Source organism: Escherichia sp. 94.0001 (genome assembly GCF_013369155.2).
Classification (GTDB): Bacteria; Pseudomonadota; Gammaproteobacteria; order Enterobacterales; family Enterobacteriaceae; genus Escherichia; species Escherichia coli_F.
The window spans coordinates 1-17953 of the sequence record NZ_JABWMS020000038.1 but is presented as its reverse complement, the minus strand read 5'-3'; the positions used below and the strand labels follow the sequence as shown (position 1 = coordinate 17953).

Below are 17953 nucleotides of genomic sequence, written 5' to 3'. Positions count from 1 at the left end.
GGCACATGCAATTGGAAGAGGTCGCTAAGGCACTGAAAGAGTTAGGTCATCCGACCCGTTTGTTCATATTTAAGCATCTGGTCAAAGCGGGGGAACAAGGTTTGCCGGTCGGTGAGTTGCAAAAGCAGCTTGGGATACCCGGCTCTACACTCAGTCACCATATTTCAGCACTGGTATCGGTAGGACTGGTCAAACAAAACCGTGAGAGTCGAACGCTGATGTGTGTTTCGCAATACGCAATGCTGGAAGCGATAATTGAATTCTTACGCGAGGAGTGCTGCGTAAATAGCAAAATTGCCTGATACGCTACGCTCTACAGATTTCATGCCATATATTGAATTTGCACGGTTTTGTAGGTCGGATAAGACGCGTTAGCGTCGCATCCGACATAAACGAAGCGCACTTTACCAACTATCGGCAGTGGATATCGCCGCTTTATTTCAGGCGCTTACCCGCTTCATCAACCACTTTCTCGCCATCTTCCTTGGTGAACGCGCCTTGTTGCGCATCTGGCAGAATTTCCAGCACGATTTCTGAAGGGCGGCACAGGCGAGTTCCCAGCGACGTCACTACAATCGGGCGATTAATCAGAATCGGGTGCTGAAGCATAAAGTCGATTAACCGATCGTCAGTAAATTTATCTTCTGCAAGGCCCAGTTCCTCATACGGCTCAACGTTTTTACGCAACAGCGCACGAACGGAAATCCCCATATCGGCAATGAGCTTGACCAGTTCATCGCGCGTTGGCGGTGTTTCCAGATAATAGATAATGGTCGGTTCTGTACCGCTGTTGCGGATCATCTCCAGCGTATTACGCGACGTGCCGCAGGCCGGGTTGTGATAAATAGTAATGTTGCTCATATCAGTATCTCATTACGATGTGAAAGAGAGACGAAGCGCCAGCGCGGTAAGCGTCACAAACAGCACCGGCAGGGTCATGATAATCCCTGTACGGAAGTAATATCCCCAGCTGATAGTCATATTCTTCTGCGAAAGTACGTGCAGCCAGAGTAGCGTTGCCAGGCTACCAATCGGTGTAATTTTCGGCCCCAAATCGCAGCCAATCACGTTGGCATAAACCATCGCTTCTTTTATGACACCAGACGCCGTGCTGCCATCAATGGACAACGCGCCAACCAGTACCGTCGGCATATTGTTCATAATAGAAGAGAGGAACGCAGTGAGGAATCCGGTACCGAGCGTCGCGGCCCACAGGCCGTGATCCGCCAGCACGTTGAGTACGCCAGAAAGATATTCCGTTAGTCCGGCATTGCGCAGGCCGTAAACCACCAGATACATGCCGAGCGAGAAGATGACAATCTGCCAGGGGGCACCGCGCAGCACTTTACCCGTATTAATCGCATGACCGCGTTTAGCGACGGCAAATAATATCAGCGCGCCCACTGCCGCAATGGCGCTTACCGGAATGCCGAGCGGTTCCAGGACGAAAAATCCCACCAGCAGAAGCAGTAAAACAACCCAGCCAGTTTTGAAGGTGGCAGGATCTTTAACCGCTTCTACGGGAGATTTAAGCAGCGCCATGTCGTAGTTCTGCGGAATATCTTTGCGGAAATAGAGATGCAACATCACCAGGGTAGCCAGTATTGCAGCGATATCCACTGGCACCATCACCGATGCGTATTCGCGAAAGCCGAGGTCAAAGAAATCTGCCGAAACGATATTCACCAGATTGGAGACAATAAGCGGCAGGCTGGCGGTATCGGCAATGAATCCGGCCGCCATAACAAACGCCAGCGTAGTGCCTTTGCTGAACCCTAAAGCCAGCAGCATGGCGATGACAATCGGCGTCAAAATAAGCGCCGCGCCATCATTGGCAAACAGGGCCGCAACGGTAGCACCGAGCAGGACAATCCAGGTAAACAGCAAGCGACCGCGCCCATTGCCCCAGCGTGAGACGTGCAGCGCCGCCCATTCAAAAAAGCCGGACTCATCCAGCAGCAAGCTGATGATAATGACGGCTATAAACGCAGCCGTCGCGTTCCAGACGATATTCCACACCACCGGAATATCGCCCGGATGGACCACGCCAGTAACTAACGCCAGTACGGCGCCCAGTGTCGCACTCCAGCCGATGCCTAAACCTTTCGGCTGCCAGATAACCAATACGATGGTCAGGACAAAGATAGCGCCCGCCAGTAACATCATGCCTCCTGGATAAAACACATTCGAATATTCATATGTGTTTAGATAAATTTTTTAACTACAAATATTCTTACTGTCTGCGGAACAATTTTGTCTGGCGAGGTTACGGACAATCACCTGAATCTTTTCCTGTTCGCATCGCCAGGCCTGCTCAATAATTTTCGCCGCCCATGCTGGAATATGCGGCGATAAACGGTAATGAACCCACTTTCCTTGCTTGCGGTCCAGCAATAGCCCACTTTCACGCAGTAATGCCAGATGGCGGGAGATCTTGGGCTGCGACTGATCGAGGGCAGTGCAGAGATCGCAGACGCATAACTCACCCAGTTCGCTGAGCAGTAAAACGATGCCCAGACGGGTTTCATCGGCAAGAATTTTGAAGAGTTGGATGGGTAACAGAAATGACATATTACGCTCCTGATTGTTGCACTTAGTGTCTCTCTTCGAAGCGGATAAGTCAAAAACATATATGACTTAACGAATATGTAAGTGTAGAGAAAGGTATAGGTGTGAATTAAGCGTTGGGTGTTCATTTGAAAGGAAGTCTGAATCAGGATGTAAAAAAACCGACTTTGCGTCGGTTTTTTACTCTTCAGCCAGAGTTGGTGGCTCTGGCTGGAGTGAGAATGCCCACATCTAACGGTTCAATACTATTAGCCAGTGGCTAACATTGCAAGCGTTAGCGATTTCTTCAGCTGGCGAAGGGACAGTTTGCTATACATGGTGGTGAAAGAGGATTGATATACTTTCATCGGGTCGCTGCCGTACCAAGCCTTGTCCGAATCCGGACGTAAAAAAACCGACTTCGCGTCGGTTTTTTTACTCTTCAGCCCAGAGTTGGTGGCTCTGGCTGGAGTGAGATAGCCATCATCTAACACATCAATGCTAATACCATACTGAAACCATTGCAAGGACATGCTGGTTTTATAACCCGCAAGTACTGTATGATTATCCAGTTGGCTCTGAGGCATTTTCACTCTGGTAATGCGCATAAACGCTTTCAAAGACCTGAACAGTGGTACGGGTGGTGCCGTTAACTGATGCTCTGGCCGGAGTGAGATTGCCCACATCTAACAATGAGGCATGCGCCGTGACAGGCAGTGGATGAGTAAGCGGATGCATTCTCACTCCATCGCATGGAGAAAACGGGTGATTGATAAAGCAATCATCGTTCTTGGGGCGTTAATTGCGCTGCTGGAACTGATCCGCTTCCTGCTTCAGCTTCTGAACTGATAGCGGAAACGTAACTAAGGGCAAAGAGCACACCACTCTTTGCCCTTTAACATTTAACGCATGGTAACGAACTCTTCTGCCGCCGTTGGGTGAATGGCGACGGTATTGTCGAAGTCTTTTTTGGTTGCGCCCATCTTCAGCGCCACTGCGAAGCCCTGCAACATTTCATCCATACCAAAGCCAATGCCGTGAATACCGACAATCTTCTCTTCCGGTCCAACGCACACCAGTTTCATGCGGCACGGCTGGCGGTGAGTGGTGACGGCGGTATACATCGCGGTGAAAGAGGATTTATACACTTTCACCTGATCGTCGCCGTATTGCTCGCGCGCCTGCGGTTCCGTTAAACCAACAGTACCAATCGGCGGATGGCTGAAGACCACGGTCGGAATGTTGCTGTAATCCAGATGCTCATCCGGCTTGTTATTAAACAGGCGTTCAGAGAGGCGGCGGCCTGCTGCAACTGCCACCGGTGTCAGTTCCACTGCGCCCGTGTTATCGCCCACCGCGTAAATACCTTCAACGCTGGTATTTTGATATTTATCGACGACGATATAGCCTTTTTCGTTGGTTTTTACGCCAGCGGCTTCGAGGTTAATGTTGTCATTGGCAGGCTCACGACCAATCGCCCAAATCAGGCAATCCACCGTTTCACTGCGACCATCTTCCAGCTCCAGCGTCAGGCTGCCATCAGCATTTTTCACGACCGCTTTCGGGATGGCGTTGGTGTGCAACTGCGGACCTTCGGCGTTCATCACTTCGACCAGCGTTTCAGAGATCATCGGGTCGAAGCTGCGCAGCGGCGCATGTTTACGAACAAACAGATGCGTCTTTGCGCCGAGGCCGTTAATCACACCCGCCAGTTCAACGGCGATGTAACCCGCGCCAACAACCGCTACACGCTCTGGCAAAGCAGGAAGGGCGAAGAAGCCATCGGAATCAATACCGTATTCCACGCCCGGAATATCCGGGTGGCTCGGGCGACCGCCGGTGGCGATCAGGATATGATCGGCCGTGATGGTTTCGCCGTTTACTTCAATGGTTTTGGCATCAACGAAGCGGGCAAAGCCTTTGATTACATCAACGTTATTTTTACCGAGCACGTTTTCATAGGAGGTATGAATACGGTCGATATAGGCGGTACGGCTGGCGATCAACGTTTCCCAGTTGAACTTATTGATGGTGGTATCGAAACCATAATCCGGGCCGTACATGTGGATCGCTTCACGGATTTGCGCCGCGTGCCACATCACTTTTTTCGGCACGCAGCCAACATTCACGCAGGTGCCGCCCAGTTCTTTGGCTTCAATCAGCGCGCATTTCTGACCGTACATAGCCGCGCGGTTGATGGAGGCGATACCGCCGCTGCCGCCGCCGATGGCGATGTAATCATAGTGTTTAGTCATGACATATTGTCCTTATCGTTGATTACCGCGATTGTAGCGCGAGACGTAATAGGTGCCAGCGATGGCTGCAATTACTCTGGCACGATCCAGCTTACGGTGGCATGCCCGGTGCCAGCCGGAACCAGTTTGCTGTGCAACCACGGCAACACGTTATTCATCTGCTGTTCCAGCTTCCACGGCGGGTTAATCACAATCATGCCGGAAGCGGTCATGCCACGGCGATCGCTGTCTGGCAGTACCGCCAGTTCAATTTGCATAATCTTGCGAATACCGGTCGCTTCCAGATCGTGGATCATGCGCTTGATTTGCTGACGCAGCACCACTGGATACCACAGCGCGTAGACGCCTGTGGCAAAACGTTTATACCCCTCGTTAATGCCGCTGACCACCGCCTGATAGTCGGTTTTCATTTCATACGGCGGGTCGATAAGGATTAAACCACGGCGAGAAACCGGCGGCAGCTTGGCTTTAAGCTGCTGGAAACCGTCGGCTTTTTCCACGCGCGCACGGCTGTCTTTCTGAAATTCAGCACGCAGCAACGGGTAATCGCTCGGGTGCAGCTCGGTCAGTTGCAGACTGTCCTGCTCGCGCAGTAGCTGGCGAGCAATCAACGGCGAACCTGGGTAGTAACGTAACTGCCCGCTACGGTTAAAATGTTCCACCACGCTGATGTACGGTTCCAGCTCCGCAGGCAGATCGTCCTGCTGCCAGATACGGGCGATACCTTCGAGATATTCGCCGGTACGCTCGGCATGTTCACTGCCTAACTGATAACGTCCCGCACCCGCGTGGGTATCCAGATAGAGAAACGGTTTATCTTTCTCTTTCAGTGACTCGATGATCAGGCTCTGAACGGTATGTTTAAGAACGTCGGCGTGGTTGCCAGCGTGAAAGCTGTGGCGATAACTGAGCATGGGTAAAGGTGTTCCGGTAAGTAAAAATCGGCCCGTATTCGGGGCGCACAAAAGCCTATCAGGACAGTATACCGAAAAGAGGCCGTCGCCGCGAAAGCGTAACGTTTCTCATTGAAATTCACTACACTTAACCCCATGCTACACACATTATGTAAAGCGCCTGTTGAGCGCTTCCTTAACCTCTTTAACCAGGACTGCGCTAATGACGAATCCGTTACTGACTCCCTTTGAATTGCCTCCGTTTTCTAAAATTCTCCCGGAACATGTCGTTCCAGCCGTGACGAAGGCATTGAATGACTGCCGCGAAAATGTGGAGCGCGTAGTAGCGCAAGGGGCACCGTACACCTGGGAAAATCTCTGCCAGCCGCTGGCGGAAGTGGACGATGTGTTGGGGCGTATCTTCTCCCCGGTCAGCCACCTGAACTCGGTGAAAAATAGCCCGGAACTGCGTGAAGCCTACGAACAAACCCTGCCGCTGCTGTCAGAATACAGCACCTGGGTAGGGCAACATGAAGGGCTGTATAAAGCGTACCGCGATCTGCGCGATGGCGATCATTACGCCACGCTGAATACGGCGCAGAAGAAAGCGGTTGATAACGCCCTGCGTGATTTTGAACTCTCTGGCATCGGTCTGCCGAAAGAGAAACAGCAACGCTACGGCGAAATTGCTACCCGTCTTTCCGAACTGGGCAACCAGTACAGCAACAACGTCCTTGATGCGACGATGGGCTGGACCAAACTCGTTACCGACGAAGCGGAACTGGCGGGTATGCCAGAAAGCGCGCTGGCAGCGGCAAAAGCCCAGGCCGAAGCGAAAGAACTGGAGGGCTACTTGCTGACGCTGGATATCCCAAGCTATTTGCCGGTAATGACCTACTGCGACAACCAGGCCTTGCGTGAAGAGATGTATCGCGCTTACAGCACTCGCGCTTCCGATCAAGGCCCGAACGCCGGTAAGTGGGATAACAGCAAGGTGATGGAAGAGATCCTCGCGCTGCGTCACGAACTGGCGCAACTGCTGGGCTTTGAAAACTACGCCTTTAAATCCCTTGCCACTAAAATGGCAGAAAACCCGCAGCAGGTGCTTGATTTCTTAACCGATCTGGCAAAACGCGCCCGTCCGCAGGGTGAAAAAGAGCTGGCACAGCTGCGCACCTTCGCCAAAGCCGAATTTGGCGTCGATGAGTTGCAGCCGTGGGATATTGCGTACTACAGCGAAAAACAGAAACAGCACCTCTACAGCATCAGCGACGAACAACTGCGTCCGTACTTCCCGGAAAACAAAGCGGTTAACGGCTTGTTTGAAGTGGTGAAACGTATTTACGGCATCACAGCCAAAGAGCGCAAAGATGTTGATGTCTGGCACCCGGATGTCCGTTTCTTCGAACTGTATGACGAGAACAACGAACTGCGCGGCAGCTTCTACCTCGACCTGTATGCCCGTGAAAACAAACGCGGCGGGGCGTGGATGGATGACTGCGTAGGCCAGATGCGTAAAGCCGACGGTTCGCTGCAAAAACCGGTCGCGTATCTGACCTGTAACTTCAACCGCCCGGTGAATGGTAAACCGGCGCTGTTTACGCATGACGAAGTAATCACGCTGTTCCACGAGTTCGGTCATGGTCTGCACCATATGCTGACCCGCATTGAAACCGCCGGTGTATCCGGGATCAGCGGGGTGCCGTGGGATGCGGTCGAACTGCCGAGCCAGTTTATGGAAAACTGGTGCTGGGAGCCGGAGGCGCTGGCGTTTATCTCCGGTCACTATGAGACTGGCGAACCGCTGCCGAAAGAACTGCTGGATAAAATGCTGGCGGCGAAGAACTACCAGGCGGCGCTGTTTATTCTGCGTCAGCTGGAGTTCGGCCTGTTCGATTTCCGTCTACATGCAGAATTCCGTCCGGATCAGGGGGCGAAAATCCTCGAAACTCTGGCAGAAATCAAGAAACTGGTTGCCGTGGTACCGTCTCCGTCATGGGGCCGTTTCCCGCACGCTTTCAGCCATATTTTCGCCGGTGGTTATGCTGCAGGTTACTACAGCTACCTGTGGGCCGATGTGCTGGCAGCAGATGCCTTCTCGCGTTTTGAGGAAGAGGGCATTTTCAACCGTGAAACCGGACAGTCGTTCCTCGACAACATTCTGAGCCGTGGCGGTTCAGAAGAGCCGATGGATCTGTTCAAACGCTTCCGTGGTCGTGAACCGCAACTGGATGCGATGCTGGAGCATTACGGCATTAAGGGCTGATCATTCAGTGAAAATCTGCTTAATTGATGAAACAGGCACCGGAGACGGTGCCTTATCTGTTCTGGCGGCTCGCTGGGGGCTGGAACATGATGAAGACAACCTGATGGCGCTGGTGTTAACACCGGAGCATCTGGAACTGCGCAAGCGTGATGAGCCAAAACTTGGTGGCATCTTTGTTGATTTTGTTGGCGGAGCGATGGCGCACCGACGCAAATTCGGCGGTGGTCGCGGTGAGGCGGTGGCGAAAGCGGTAGGCATTAAAGGCGATTATTTGCCGGACGTAGTAGACGCTACCGCAGGTTTAGGTCGCGATGCCTTTGTGCTGGCTTCAGTCGGCTGCCGCGTGCGGATGCTGGAGCGTAATCCGGTGGTTGCTGCATTGCTCGACGACGGCCTGGCGCGTGGTTATGCGGATGCGGAAATCGGCGGCTGGTTGCAGGAGCGTTTACAGTTAATCCACGCCTCCAGCCTGACGGCGCTAACCGATATTACTCCCCGCCCGCAGGTGGTCTATCTCGACCCGATGTTCCCGCATAAGCAGAAAAGCGCGCTGGTGAAAAAAGAGATGCGCGTGTTCCAGTCGCTGGTGGGGCCGGATCTCGACGCTGATGGATTGCTGGAGCCTGCACGCTTGCTGGCGACCAAACGCGTGGTGGTAAAGCGCCCGGACTACGCGCCGCCGCTGGCGAATGTCGCCACGCCAAACGCGGTTGTCACCAAAGGGCATCGCTTTGATATTTATGCCGGAACGCCGGTGTAAAAGTAAAGCAGGGTAGCGTTATCGCTACCCTGCTTTCTGCAAGAATAATTAATGGCTTTCGGGCGTCGCAATCATTCGTTTCAGCCACGGCACCATCAGCAGCATCACCACCGCAACGCCCAGCGTAACCAGGCCAATCTTACCAAACACGCTGGTATAGACGGGCAACGTCTCAAGCGGATCGGTAATGTTGTCTGGTACTGCGGTAAATGTTGCCACATAGCCGCCAAGCAAGAACGCGGCAGCTTGCGTCAGGAACCACATCCCGAGAATAAAGCCCATCAAATGCTGCGGCACCAGGGCAGCAATCATCGCCAGGCCAAGGGCGCTAATAAACAGTTCACCCAGGCTCTGGAACAAGTAAACCAGCACGATAAACCACGGCGATGTCAGTCCTTGTGCATCAGCAAACCACATTCCCGCAGCTGCAGCCGTCAAAAAGCCCAGCGAGCACATAAACATACCGAGAGTAAATTTCATCGGCATCGAGAGGTCTTTGCCTTTGTTACCCAAATGCGTGTAGATACCTGCCAGTATTGGGCTGGCGAGTACCACCCAGAACGGGTTAAGCGCCTGGAAGCTGACCGGGTTGATGGAAAAGCCGAGAATTTCATGATGCACGTTGTTGATGGCAAAGAAGTTCAGCGACGTTGGCATCTGGGCGTAGAGAATGTAAAACACCACCGCTTCGAGCATCAGAACAAAGGCGACAAACATTTTATTACGCCCGGTTTTATCCAGCTTGAATGCCTGACGAAAGAAGATGATGGTGACGACGATGGAGAGAACAATCAGCACTAGATTGGCGACTTCTACGTTGTGCATCAGCCATGCACAGACGAAGATCATCACCACGCTGCCAAGTAACACGTACAACAGTTTGCTGAAGCTCATCGGCTTGAAGTCGGGTTCAGAACCAATGTCTTTCACCATTCCGCGACAGGCGATGTAAACCAATAGCGCGATAATTAATCCCGCACCGCACAGGTTGTAGGTGACTGAATAGCCGAATCTATCAGCGATCACAGGGGCCAACGATAACGCTATCAACGAGCCGATATTGATCGACATATAGAACAGGGTGAATGCGCCATCAAGCCGTGGATCTTTCGGCGGATAGCACTTCGAAAGCAAGCTGGCGGGGTTAGCTTTAAACAGGCCGTTACCGACAGCGATAGTGCCCAGGGCGATGAAAATCAGGTCAGGCTTAAGTAGCGACATCCCGGTCATGAAGTAGCCAATCGCCAGCACAAGCGCTCCAAGAACAATGGTGCGTTTGGTCCCCAGTAGGTGGTCGCCGACATAGCCGCCAATGGAGATGAGGCCATAGACCAGCGCAGCAAACGCACCAAAGGTGACAAAAGCCTGTTCTTGCGAGAATCCAAGCTGTTTAACGAAGAAAACCGCCAGTACGCCCTGCACGCCGTAGTAGCCGAATCGCTCCCATAACTCGACAAAAAAGATCATGAAAAATGGGCGAGGTTGCTGCAGCATCCCCATGGGTGTTGTTGTATTCATATTTATTAACCTTCCAATACCATCCTGAAAAGTATGAACGCGTAAGGGATAACGCGCGAAAAAGTTTACATCTGTCAGAGATTCTTAATATTGATGCGGTGAATAGATTAATACACTATTACAACAGAAAATAACCAGCTGATCACACTAATGATGGAAAATATGATGGTGTTAAATGTTGTATTGGCTGGGGATTTTGATTGCGTACGCAGATCGTAGGCCAGATAAGGCGTATACGCTGCATCAGGTAACAAGGCGCGCCAAAAAGCAAAACGCCCGCATATGCGGGCGTTCAGGCACACGTCGTGGAGGGAAGATTATTCTTCTTCGTCGCGCAGCGGAACAATCAGCATATCAACGTGAACGGTGTTGATCAGCTGACGTGCGGAAGACATTAGTTTGCTCCAGAAGTCCTGGTGGTGACCACAAACCACCAGATCCATATCGTATTTCTTGATTGCATCGACCAGAACCTGGCCCAGATCGCCGCTGCCGCTCAGGGTTTCAGTGATTGGGTAGCCTGCATTAGTGGAAAGCTCGGTCAGCGCATGATGTGTCTCTTCAGAGATGCGTTTCTGCATATCACCCAGATTCACATCAATAAGCCCGGTGTATAGGTCAGAGTAGTTTACATCTACGTGGATCAGAGAAACTTTCGCATTGTAGGGGCGAGCCATAGAGACTGCTTTCTCTACCAGAACTTTGCTTTCCGGGGAGAGATCGACCGCGATGAGAATGTGTTTATAAGCCATAGTGTTACTCCTTCCATAAAGTTGTCGATGACTGGCCAGCTAGCGTTTCTTGTGCCGTTACGTCACCCGCGTCCTGCGAACTACGTGCGCGGGGCTAACCCAGCCGTAAAGATTCAGTGTTAAGACCATCCTTACCTTATAGCGACCCGGATGATCCGTCAATCCGCCTTGCTTACCCGTTAGATAAACAAATTTTCGGCATGAATATATTGATAGTGGTTAACCTTCTGGAAAAAAAACAACCTGATCTCCTACACTATCTATAGAGCCGCTCGGATGTTGGTCACCACAAAAGCGGTTTCTCCAGGACCTGGTGTTAACTGATTGGCAGCGTATCGGGAGCGGTAGCCCCGGGGTGGAACTCCGCGGGCAGGTCGCCGGGGAGGAGGTATGATAAGCACCGTCGCATTATTTTGGGCTTTATGTGTCGTTTGCATTGTTAACATGGCGCGCTATTTCTCATCACTACGCGCGTTGTTAGTGGTACTGCGTAACTGCGATCCATTGCTCTATCAATATGTTGATGGAGGGGGCTTTTTTACCTCACATGGCCAACCCAACAAACAGGTGCGTCTCGTTTGGTATATCTATGCCCAACGTTATCGCGATCATCACGATGATGAGTTTATTCGCCGCTGTGAGCGGGTGCGTCGGCAGTTTATTCTGACCAGCGCATTGTGTGGTCTGGTGGTGGTCAGTCTGATTGCATTGATGATTTGGCATTAAGCACTTCAGAAAAAATAACGCATAAAAAAAGCGGGCCAGCAAACTGACCCGCTCGAGACTGATTACAAACGCAAAATTGCCTGATGCGCTACGCTTATCAGGCCTACATAATCTCTGCAATCTATTGAATTTGCATGTTTTTGTAGGCTGGATAAGGCGTTCACGCCGCATCCGGCATGAACAAAGCGCACTATGTCAACAATCTGAAGCGGGCCAACTGACCCGCTCGTTTTGGTGCGTGCGATTACAGGAACTGCAAGGAGAGCCAGTAAAGCCCGCCGGAAAGCAGTACCGCAGCCGGAAGGGTAAACACCCAGGCCATCAGAATACTGGTCACGGTTTTACGCTGTAAGCCGCCGCCATCTACCACCATCGTCCCCGCGACAGAAGAGGAGAGTACGTGGGTAGTGGAAACCGGCATCCCGGTATAACTCGCCAGGCCGATAGACACTGCCGCAGTCATCTGGGCAGACATCCCCTGAGCGTAGGTCATGCCTTTCTTACCGATTTTCTCACCGATAGTCGTTGCCACACGACGCCAGCCAATCATCGTACCGATACCTAACGCCAGCGCGACCGCCATGATGATCCACACCGGCGCATACTCGATGGTGCTAAGCATGTCGGACTTCAGTTTCTTCAACAGGCGCTGATCGTCTGCACTCACGCCAGGCATCTTCACCACTTTGTCGATAGTGTCAGAAACGCACAGCATAATGCGGCGCATCTGGCTACGTTGATCAAGCGACAGCTTGTCGTAGCTTTCCACATCGGTAGTCAACATGCCTTTCAGGCGGTTGAGCGCGTTAATGGTATTCGATGGATGGCAATGGAACTCCGCAGGTTGCGTTGCGCCAGCTTCCGGAGCCGGTACTAACTGATCAGCACCGGTAGCCTGTTTCAGCAGCGCAGGGTGCTGCTCAAAGTAAGCTTCCACGTTGTTGATGGCATCACGGGTACGGGTGATTTCGTAGCCAGTGGCATTCATATTCACCACGAAGCCTGCTGGCGCGACGCCAATCAGTACCAACATAACCAGACCAATGCCTTTCTGACCATCATTTGCGCCGTGAGAAAACGCCACACCGATAGCGGAAAGGATCAGCGCGATACGCGTCCAGAACGGCGGCTTTTTCTTGCCGTCTTTCTTTTCACGCTCCGCTGGGGTCAGGTGGATACGGGCGCGTTTCTTGGTGCCGCTCCAGTAGCGACGCAGCAAGAAAATCAGACCGCCAGCAAACACCAGGCCGACAATAGGGGAAACGATTAGAGAACCGAAAATACTTAATACTTTCGGGATATTGAGTGCATCCACCACTGACGTCCCGGTCATCAACGCATTGGTTAAACCAATCCCGATGATCGCGCCAATCAGCGTATGAGAGCTGGATGCAGGTAAACCAAAGTACCAGGTACCCAGGTTCCAGATAATCGCCGCCAGCAACATAGAGAACACCATGGCAAGGCCATGAGACGATCCCATATTAAGCAGCAGATCCGTCGGCAGCATATGCACAATGGCATAGGCGACACTCAGACCACCCAGCAAAACACCCAAAAAGTTGAACACCGCTGCCATAACCACGGCGAGCTGAGAACGCATCGCGCGGGTATAGATAACGGTTGCCACGGCGTTGGCTGTGTCATGGAAACCATTGATGGCTTCGTAGAACAGCACAAAAGCCAGTGCAAGCAATAATAACAGCCCGGTATGCAAATCCAGGCCAGCAAACAAATGTAGCATAGGACGTTACGCCATTTTGAGGACATGAACGCGGCGCATTATCAGTGACTTTCGCGGCGCGGGCAAAGTGAAATATAGACTTTTTTTGATTTGCCTCCTGTATAGATTGCACTCAAAAAATAATTATCTTATATAATTCAGGCAAATACTTCCTTTTAGTAATATTGATGCTGGTGCGACCACTGAGGAATCTTTACAATTCACGCCCGTTTTTTCTTAGAGGAGCGCAACGTGGAAAGGTTTGATGCCATTATTATAGGCGCTGGTGCGGCGGGTATGTTCTGTTCTGCGCTGGCAGGTCAGGCAGGACGCCGGGTTCTGCTGATCGATAATGGTAAAAAACCAGGGCGCAAAATCCTCATGTCTGGCGGTGGGCGCTGCAACTTTACCAACCTTTATGTCGAACCGGGCGCTTATCTGAGCCAGAATCCGCATTTTTGTAAGTCTGCACTCGCGCGTTTTACCCAGTGGGATTTCATTGATCTGGTCAATAAGCACGGCATTGCCTGGCACGAGAAAACGTTAGGGCAACTCTTCTGTGATGAATCCGCGCAGCAGATTGTCGACATGCTGGTGGCTGAGTGCGAGAAGGGCAATGTGACCTTCAGATTGCGAAGCGAAGTGCTGAGTGTGGCGAAGGATGAAACAGGCTTCACGCTTGAACTGAATGGCATGACCGTCGGTAGCGAAAAACTGGTCATCGCGACCGGTGGGCTGTCAATGCCGGGGCTGGGGGCATCGCCGTTTGGTTATAAGATTGCCGAACAATTTGGCCTCAACGTGCTGCCGACCCGCGCGGGTCTGGTGCCATTCACTTTGCATAAACCGTTGCTCGAGGAGTTACAGGTGCTGGCGGGTGTGGCGGTACCTTCCGTGATTACGGCTGAAAACGGCACCGTTTTCCGTGAGAACTTACTCTTCACCCATCGCGGCTTGTCTGGACCGGCAGTGTTGCAGATTTCCAGCTACTGGCAACCGGGTGAATTTGTCAGCATTAATCTGCTACCGGATGTGGACCTCGAAACCTTCCTGAATGAACAGCGTAACGCACATCCGAATCAGAGCCTGAAAAACACACTGGCGGTTCATCTACCTAAGCGGTTGGTTGAACGGTTACAACAACTCGGGCAAATCCCGGAGGTGTCGCTAAAACAGCTCAACGTACGTGACCAACAGGCACTGATTAGCACATTGACCGACTGGCGTGTGCAGCCGAACGGCACTGAAGGCTATCGCACTGCCGAAGTGACGCTCGGCGGCGTGGATACCAACGAACTCTCTTCACGGACGATGGAAGCGCGCAAAGTGCCTGGGCTGTACTTCATCGGTGAAGTGATGGACGTCACTGGTTGGCTGGGAGGCTATAACTTCCAGTGGGCGTGGTCGAGTGCGTGGGCTTGTGCGCAGGATTTGATTGCAGCGAAGTCGTCCTGACCTATTACCTAAAGATGAAAATTATTAGAGCCGCATTAAAAATGAGCTAATTTTGATAGTGGCTATCTTGTGATTATTTTCTAATAAGCCCGTGAACTGAAACCCTCCATGCTTAAAATAAGGTGGGGGAATGGTGATTAAAAATCGACCGAAGTCCAGATCTTTATAAAATATGAACAGGTTGAAAAAAGACAGTAACTTTGCTGTTTTTTTATACTTAACCATCAATGTTAAGTTATTTCATGATACCTAAGAAAAACCAGCGTTACGCAATTGGTCGACGCTGGTTTTATCCGGTACGTTGCAATTATTTTTTAGCAGAACCCGCTTCTAATATTGAAACGATTGAGAACAACGTAAAGCATACCGCTCCCAAACCGACCAGAACCCGCGAAGGAATAAAATATCCCATGTCGGTCTGCGCCATTTCTGCAAGAAACGATGCCAGGAAAAGGCAAAACAGGCAGGTGAAGACGGGAATCATCGGTATTCTGTTGGCTAACGAACAGGTACGTCTCCAGACCAGTGCCAGTAGCCAGACTTTTGAGAATATGCTGTAACAGATCATTCCGAGGCAAATGAGAATAATGCCGGGAGCCAGTCGGGCGCTTGCATCGGAGCTGACTAACACGTATATGCCCTGCAGCACCGTGATTGAGCCGAGAAAAATAACCCAATAACACCACAGCCAGTGCTCTTTCGTTGAAAACGTATTACGTGTTTGATGGACGATTGTGGCAACAAGGCCAATTAGACAGGCACAGATTGCGGTTAACCCAAGCAATACGTGACCGGCGACATAATGTGGGGTTATGTCGGCACTGCGTAACAGCGTTATCGACCAAATGAAACCGAGCAGGGTGAGTAACACGGGAACGGCAATGAGGCAATTACCGATTAATGAAGAATAAGCCTGTACCGGTGTTCCGTCGCTCTTACTCCCCGCTGCGTTTTTAGGAATGAGCAGAAAGTGACCGGATGACGCTGCCACTGTCGATACACAGGCGGCAATCATACCAACGCCAAAAATAACATGGCCGGCGACAAACTCGTCTGCCATCACATCATTGCCTGCTAACAGTACCCAACCCCATATCATGGTGATAATTGACCCCGCATAGCCAATAATGGGGAACAATGTATTGTAAAACGTATTAACGCCGCGCGTGAGCTGCGAAATGATAATAAATGCGGTAGTGAATAATGCCAGGCATATGGCTGCCAGAGAAATGAGCACATGACCCGCGACGAAATATTCGCTTTGCCCTGAACTTTCCAGCACAAAGCCACCTAACGCGATACAAATCAAGCCCATAATTAAAGGGATTAATTTGAAAAGCCACCCGATATATATGTTCACTTTAAACTCCTCAGGTATCCCTGCTAATATTGAAACGTGCATTAATGATAATTTCAGCCTGTTAATACAATGACGAGATATCATTAAAGACAAATGCATAGTATAACTATAGCGGGGTTTACTTTGGAGAGCGCTACTTTTCAGCGTTCAAAAGGCCATGGTAAATAAATATTTATCCTAAGATTAATTCTTATTATGTCGTTCTTTACAATTATCTTCCAGGGAGGGATTATTTTTCATTATTGGTAAAAGACCGGATGGTCTCGGTGTTTAAAATCAGCGAACATATAATTATTATTGCTTTATATCGTCGTAAATATGTCTTTCAGACATGTATCGTTTATTTTGTAACAAACAATTCAAAAATATCACAGGTTATTTATGAAAGCAATTCACAATCTGATTGGAAACAAATCCTTAAGCCATCAAGATAAGCATTCAGATAAAGTTAACAATCATCAACACCATGGCAAGGTTGATAAAAAACATCTTTCAAAGACAGTTGAAGTTAATATTCTGGATAAATTTTCGCAAATAGGTAACAATGCAGGCCTGCATATCATCTATTTCCTGCAATATGGTCACTGGAATGTAAATGACTATTTTCATCAGACGGTGAAAACATCGCTTTACAATAGTGAACCTTCTATAGATATCCAAGAATATAATAGTTTCGCCAACATGGATACTGACACGTTTATCTTTACAATTATACCAGACAATAACCATGTGTTAAAATTATCGTCTCCCATAACCGTTACGATTGAGCGTAGGGATGGTTATTATTTTATTAATTTCTCCGGAGATAAATCAGACATAATTTATAAAATTGATGGGCTTTCTATCATATCTGAAAATTTCTTTACTCTTCTTAGCGGTAATTTTAAACCTGACTGGCGTTGGGATGTCTCTACTGAGATGCTCACTAAGGAAAAGTTTGATGACAGAGTTAAATCTATCTTCTCAAATATAGATTTTTATAAACAGTGTGGTCAGATAAACTCACAAAATGCCAACACGGCTTATTTTGGCGATACAGATGGAAGAGTGGGTGCTGTACTTTATGCATTGCTCGTTTCAGGGCATATAGGCATCAGTAAAAATGGTTGGAGTTTATTATGTGAATTATTAAATCACGAAAGCATGGCTTCATTTGCATACAAACATAAAAAGAATGAAGAACTCTACGATTTATTAAATTCAAGGGATCTTACCCTGAATAAGTTGCATAAACATATTTTTTTAAAAGGCGATGCGATTACCCCCTGTATCTTCCTTGGGGATCATACCGGCGATAGATGTAGTACTATTTTTGGTGACCAATACATACTTACTTTGCTAAATTCTATGCGGAATATGGAGAGTAATAAAGATAGTCGTATAAATAAAAATGTCGTCGTTCTGGCTGGAAATCATGAAATCCATTTTAATGGTAACTATACTGCAGGACTGGCAAATCATAGACTCTCCGCCGGTGATACATATAATTTAATTAAAACGCTTGATGTTTGTAATTATGACCCAGAAAGGAAAGTTTTAACCAGTCATCACGGAATAATAAGAAATGAAGAAAGTAAATGTTATTGTCTCGGTGCTTTGCAGGTTCCATTTAAACAGATGAAAAATCCTACTGATCCTGAGGAATTAGCTAATGTATTTAATAAAAAACATAAAGAACATATGGATGATCCTCTATTC

The 17953-nt window shown here is 49.8% G+C and carries 18 protein-coding genes; 8 read left to right on the top strand and 10 right to left on the bottom strand.

All coding sequences use genetic code 11. The annotated features are described in order from the left end of the window. Positions 1-5: 5 nt before the first annotated feature. Positions 6-302 carry an ArsR/SmtB family transcription factor gene (locus HEN33_RS16450; RefSeq protein WP_001175589.1) on the top strand — a complete coding sequence of 99 codons (297 nt, stop codon included), beginning with the start codon at positions 6-8 and terminating at the stop codon, positions 300-302. 133 nt (positions 303-435) lie between these two features. On the opposite strand, the gene arsC is transcribed toward HEN33_RS16450, so the two are convergent. From arsC to HEN33_RS16430, 4 genes are all read right to left on the bottom strand, one after another. Continuing rightward, positions 436-861, bottom strand: coding sequence for a glutaredoxin-dependent arsenate reductase (gene arsC, locus HEN33_RS16445; protein ID WP_176262613.1), 426 nt, complete (start codon positions 859-861; stop codon positions 436-438). A gap of 12 nt (positions 862-873) precedes the next feature. Beyond that, positions 874-2163: an arsenite/antimonite:H(+) antiporter ArsB gene (gene arsB / locus HEN33_RS16440; RefSeq protein WP_176262616.1), complete on the bottom strand. Its 1290-nt coding sequence runs from the start codon at positions 2161-2163 to the stop codon at positions 874-876. Between the two features lie 54 nt (positions 2164-2217). Further along, complete coding sequence (gene arsR, locus HEN33_RS16435; RefSeq protein ID WP_160524379.1) at positions 2218-2571, bottom strand: As(III)-sensing metalloregulatory transcriptional repressor ArsR; 354 nt, start codon at positions 2569-2571, stop codon at positions 2218-2220. A 245-nt stretch (positions 2572-2816) separates the two neighbouring features. Next, positions 2817-3134, bottom strand: a complete 318-nt coding sequence (locus tag HEN33_RS16430) for a hypothetical protein (RefSeq protein WP_064735148.1) — start codon at positions 3132-3134, stop codon at positions 2817-2819. A gap of 178 nt (positions 3135-3312) precedes the next feature. Here HEN33_RS16430 and dinQ point away from each other — a divergent pair, with 178 nt between their 5' ends. After that, positions 3313-3396 (top strand): damage-inducible type I toxin DinQ, encoded by an 84-nt coding sequence (dinQ, locus tag HEN33_RS16425; RefSeq protein ID WP_001295215.1) that lies wholly within the window; start codon positions 3313-3315, stop codon positions 3394-3396. A 53-nt stretch (positions 3397-3449) separates the two neighbouring features. Here the strand turns inward: dinQ and gorA are convergent, their stop codons facing one another. Beyond that, positions 3450-4802: a glutathione-disulfide reductase gene (gene gorA, locus HEN33_RS16420; RefSeq protein WP_000160796.1), complete on the bottom strand. Its 1353-nt coding sequence runs from the start codon at positions 4800-4802 to the stop codon at positions 3450-3452. A 71-nt stretch (positions 4803-4873) separates the two neighbouring features. Then, positions 4874-5716: a 23S rRNA (adenine(2030)-N(6))-methyltransferase gene (gene rlmJ / locus HEN33_RS16415; RefSeq protein ID WP_176262614.1), complete on the bottom strand. Its 843-nt coding sequence runs from the start codon at positions 5714-5716 to the stop codon at positions 4874-4876. Positions 5717-5918: 202 nt separating this feature from the next. Between rlmJ and prlC the strand changes: the two genes are divergently transcribed. Together prlC and rsmJ are read left to right on the top strand one after the other, a co-directional pair. Beyond that, positions 5919-7961, top strand: a complete 2043-nt coding sequence (gene prlC / locus HEN33_RS16410) for an oligopeptidase A (RefSeq protein WP_001353599.1) — start codon at positions 5919-5921, stop codon at positions 7959-7961. Between the two features lie 7 nt (positions 7962-7968). Beyond that, a complete protein-coding gene (gene rsmJ / locus HEN33_RS16405) occupies positions 7969-8721 on the top strand; it encodes a 16S rRNA (guanine(1516)-N(2))-methyltransferase RsmJ (RefSeq protein WP_000686620.1) in 753 nt (250 codons plus the stop codon). Between the two features lie 48 nt (positions 8722-8769). Here rsmJ and dtpB read toward each other — a convergent pair whose 3' ends face one another. After that, the gene (gene dtpB / locus HEN33_RS16400; protein ID WP_105288472.1) at positions 8770-10239 is read right to left on the bottom strand and encodes a dipeptide/tripeptide permease DtpB; all 1470 of its coding nucleotides are present in this window, start codon (positions 10237-10239) and stop codon (positions 8770-8772) included. A gap of 165 nt (positions 10240-10404) precedes the next feature. Between dtpB and HEN33_RS26385 the strand changes: the two genes are divergently transcribed. Continuing rightward, positions 10405-10458 (top strand): hypothetical protein, encoded by a 54-nt coding sequence (locus tag HEN33_RS26385; protein WP_212591402.1) that lies wholly within the window; start codon positions 10405-10407, stop codon positions 10456-10458. A gap of 98 nt (positions 10459-10556) precedes the next feature. Here the strand turns inward: HEN33_RS26385 and uspA are convergent, their stop codons facing one another. Beyond that, on the bottom strand, positions 10557-10991 hold the full coding sequence (gene uspA, locus HEN33_RS16395) for a universal stress protein UspA (protein ID WP_000323571.1): 435 nt from the start codon (positions 10989-10991) through the stop codon (positions 10557-10559). A gap of 390 nt (positions 10992-11381) precedes the next feature. On the opposite strand from uspA, the gene uspB reads away from it, so the two are divergent. Next, positions 11382-11717: a universal stress protein UspB gene (uspB, locus tag HEN33_RS16390; protein WP_000626187.1), complete on the top strand. Its 336-nt coding sequence runs from the start codon at positions 11382-11384 to the stop codon at positions 11715-11717. 244 nt (positions 11718-11961) lie between these two features. On the opposite strand, the gene pitA is transcribed toward uspB, so the two are convergent. Next, complete coding sequence (pitA, locus tag HEN33_RS16385) at positions 11962-13461, bottom strand: inorganic phosphate transporter PitA (protein ID WP_000902780.1); 1500 nt, start codon at positions 13459-13461, stop codon at positions 11962-11964. Positions 13462-13692: 231 nt separating this feature from the next. On the opposite strand from pitA, the gene HEN33_RS16380 reads away from it, so the two are divergent. Continuing rightward, entirely contained in the window at positions 13693-14895 is a 1203-nt protein-coding gene (locus HEN33_RS16380; protein WP_176262615.1) for an aminoacetone oxidase family FAD-binding enzyme, read from the top strand. A 307-nt stretch (positions 14896-15202) separates the two neighbouring features. On the opposite strand, the gene HEN33_RS16375 is transcribed toward HEN33_RS16380, so the two are convergent. Next, entirely contained in the window at positions 15203-16255 is a 1053-nt protein-coding gene (locus tag HEN33_RS16375) for a DUF2776 domain-containing protein (RefSeq protein WP_142432812.1), read from the bottom strand. 381 nt (positions 16256-16636) lie between these two features. On the opposite strand from HEN33_RS16375, the gene HEN33_RS16370 reads away from it, so the two are divergent. Further along, the coding region (locus HEN33_RS16370; protein WP_183083445.1) for a DUF4049 domain-containing protein at positions 16637-17953 on the top strand (1317 nt) is incomplete at its 3' end.